The sequence below is a fragment of the Paenibacillus forsythiae T98 genome, assembly GCF_000520735.1.
Classification (GTDB): Bacteria; Bacillota; Bacilli; order Paenibacillales; family Paenibacillaceae; genus Paenibacillus_AQ; species Paenibacillus_AQ forsythiae.
This window is the reverse complement of the sequence record NZ_ASSC01000040.1, coordinates 1-2737: the sequence shown is the minus strand read 5'-3', so window position 1 is coordinate 2737 and position 2737 is coordinate 1. Positions and strand designations below refer to the sequence as shown.

Sequence of the window (2737 nt, the reverse complement as noted above, 5' to 3'; positions counted from 1 at the left end):
GCCCCCCGCCCCCAGCCACAAACGGCGCGTTCTGGGCGATGACGATGAGGATGGGGCCTGGCAGACGAGATTTACCGCAGAATAGGACGCCAGCACCGACAGCGCGAAAGACAGCAGCATAATCCATATATTGTAGTGGATTTCCATATGATCCATAAGTTAACCTCTTCACCGGTTTAATAATAATCTGATTTTGCCTTGACGCGAATTCAAGCCGCCAATTAACACAATGAAAGGTTCGCGAAGAAGCTGCTCTAGCTGTATTCTACTCTGTATTCGGTGGACTGTCTAAGTAAATACTGGAACTTGCGCCCATTTTCCGGGCCGCTCAAAAAATGTCCATATTTGTCGAAAAATCCCCCAGCGGCGCACCTGGCCCCTCCCCATTTCACCGTAAACCGTACCCGCCGGTAAAACCGTATGCCCGTTATCATGAAAGAAGCAGAGCGGCGCCGAGAACGGCGATGCGCGAAATATTCAACAGGACGAAATTTCGTACGGACAGGACAAAGGTCGCCGCTTTTTCCTGTCTGGCCGAGAACTTCGCGAGGTTGCGGCGCAGGGGAACCCATGTCAGCAGAGGGAGCAGCACCAGCAGAGGGGGGATGCCCAGAATGAGCAATATGGCCAGGTCGGCATAAGACACATAGTAGAGCAGCCTGAACAGCGTGAGCGCCCTGGCTTTGCCGATGTAGACTGGCAGCGTGTAGCGGCGGTTCTCGACGTCCTCCTCCATGTCGCAGATGTTGTTCGCCAGCATGATATTCGAAATGCCGAGAATGGCCGGCGCCGAGAACCAGAACAGGTAGGCCGTCTCCACAAGGTTCAGATCAACATGCGCCCAGCCCCGCTCCAGAGTCAGCATCGCCAGCGTCCCGTCCGTATGGATATAAGCGGAGATAAAGATAATGACAAAGCCCATGAACAGCCCTGAGAACAGCTCCCCGAGCGGCATGCGGGAGATCGGGATCGGCCCGAACGAGTACAGGATGCCAATCAGAAAGGACAGCCCACCCAGCAGAAAGAGGAGCAGGCTCGTCTCGGCCACCAGCAGCAGCCCGCAGCCCGCCGCCAGCAGGAGCAGCAGAATGATCGTGCCTGCCACAACACCTTCCTTCAGGTTGCGCCGGACAATGGGATTATGCGTTTCATAGCCATAGCCGTGCGTTCTGGACGCTTTCTTAAAATCGTAATAGTTGTTGATGGCCGTTGTCGCCATATCAAAGCAGAGCAGCGATACCAGCATTAGCGCAAAGCGCCCCGCATAAAAAGTGTCGAACCGGTAAAAAGCATACAACGTTCCCATGATAAAAGGAATCACACTTGCGACCTTCGTCCGGATTTCGACCAATTCCAAAAAGCTTCTTCCGTTCACTGCCTCACCCAGCCTTATTCATCTATAGTTGTCACTGTTATTATACAAATGAATGTCACAAGTTCCAGCATTTTTCGATAAAATCCCCCCTTGTGCATTATAGGCAAGCTCCAAGCGATATGGTATGATAGGCAGGCTTATTACGGAATCGATTCCATCCGTTTAAGTCAACACTTATAACCGTATTGGGGGCTTTATTGTTTATGTCAGCGCAAACCTCGTCAACCCAGTCTGTCAAAGTCGTCACCGCCGATCCGAGCGCGATCGGTCTGTTCGGACTGGCCATCGTCACGCTCGTGGCATCCTCGCAAAAGCTGGAGATCACCAGCGGCCTGAGCTATGTGATCCCGTGGGCGATTTTCCTCGGCGCCTTCGCCCAGCTGTTCGCCTGCATCCAGGACGCCAAGCACAATAACACCTTCGGCATGACCGCTTTTGGAGCCTACGCCTTTTTCTGGTTCGGCATGGCCGGAAGCTGGCTGATCAAGCTTGGCGTATTCGGCGCGGCGCTTGCCGGGGCCATCGATCCGAAGCAGCTTGGTTTCGCCTTCCTCGGCTACCTGATCTTTACGCTGTTCATGACCATTGGCGCTACCGAGACCAACAAAGTGCTGCTCATTATTTTTATACTGATCGACCTGTTGTTTCTCGGCCTCACCTTCAATTCTTTTGAGATCGCGGCGGAAGCCTTCCACCGGCTGGCGGCCTTCTCGGAGCTTGGCATCGGCATCGTCTCCCTGTACGGCTGCGGCGCCTCCGTGCTGAACGCTCATTTCGGACGCACGTTCTTACCGCTCGGCGCTCCGCTTCGCATATTCAAGAAATAACGATCCGTACCGGGAGCAAGTCAGCTTGACGGATTTTTTGCGTTGCTTCTTGCATGAGGCATGCGCGAAAAATCCGTTTCTTTTTTTATATTGCGAGCACCGAATCATTCTATTGACCTGCCGCTCTACTAATGACATGCTAGATTAATAACTTTTTGTCGTATCGGAGGCAGATTATGGCTTTCCTCAAGAACAAGCCTTTAACAATCATCCTCGTCTTCATCGTCGTCCTTCAAATTGCGCTATTCTACTACTATACCCTATCGGTTGACCGGGAGTATCGGACCGCAAAAGCTGATTTGTCATCTCAAGCCCATATGCTGACATCGTATATTGAGGAGAGAGCCTCGATTGTCAAGGGCGTCAGCTCCTTTGTCCAAACCGTCGGTTTCGATGCCGAACCTGGCGAAATAAACCGCTACCTGTCCACCGCCTATCACAGCACCAATCACATGATGAATGTTGCGATCGCGCCGGAAGGCATTATCCGCTACCTCTATCCGATTACCGGAAATACGGCCATTCTCAACAAGAG

General features: G+C 52.6%; 4 protein-coding genes. 2 read left to right on the top strand and 2 right to left on the bottom strand.

From position 1 onward, the window contains the following. Nucleotides 1-147: MHYT domain-containing protein (locus L692_RS33945; RefSeq protein ID WP_415752749.1), on the bottom strand; the 147-nt coding region annotated here is incomplete at its 3' end. Between the two features lie 283 nt (nucleotides 148-430). After that, a complete protein-coding gene (locus L692_RS0101705) occupies nucleotides 431-1375 on the bottom strand; it encodes a 1,4-dihydroxy-2-naphthoate polyprenyltransferase (RefSeq protein ID WP_025696627.1) in 945 nt (314 codons plus the stop codon). 203 nt (nucleotides 1376-1578) lie between these two features. Between L692_RS0101705 and L692_RS0101700 the strand changes: the two genes are divergently transcribed. Both L692_RS0101700 and L692_RS27540 read left to right on the top strand, forming a co-directional pair. Continuing rightward, nucleotides 1579-2202: an acetate uptake transporter gene (locus L692_RS0101700; protein ID WP_025696626.1), complete on the top strand. Its 624-nt coding sequence runs from the start codon at nucleotides 1579-1581 to the stop codon at nucleotides 2200-2202. A 176-nt stretch (nucleotides 2203-2378) separates the two neighbouring features. Further along, on the top strand, nucleotides 2379-2737 hold a 359-nt coding region (locus tag L692_RS27540), incomplete at its 3' end, for a hypothetical protein (protein ID WP_036721381.1).

Bases quoted from the DNA above. Each gene is read 5' to 3' on its own strand.
- L692_RS0101700 (WP_025696626.1), top strand. From the start codon at position 1,579: ATGTCAGCGCAAACCTCGTCAACCCAGTCTGTCAAAGTCGTCACCGCC.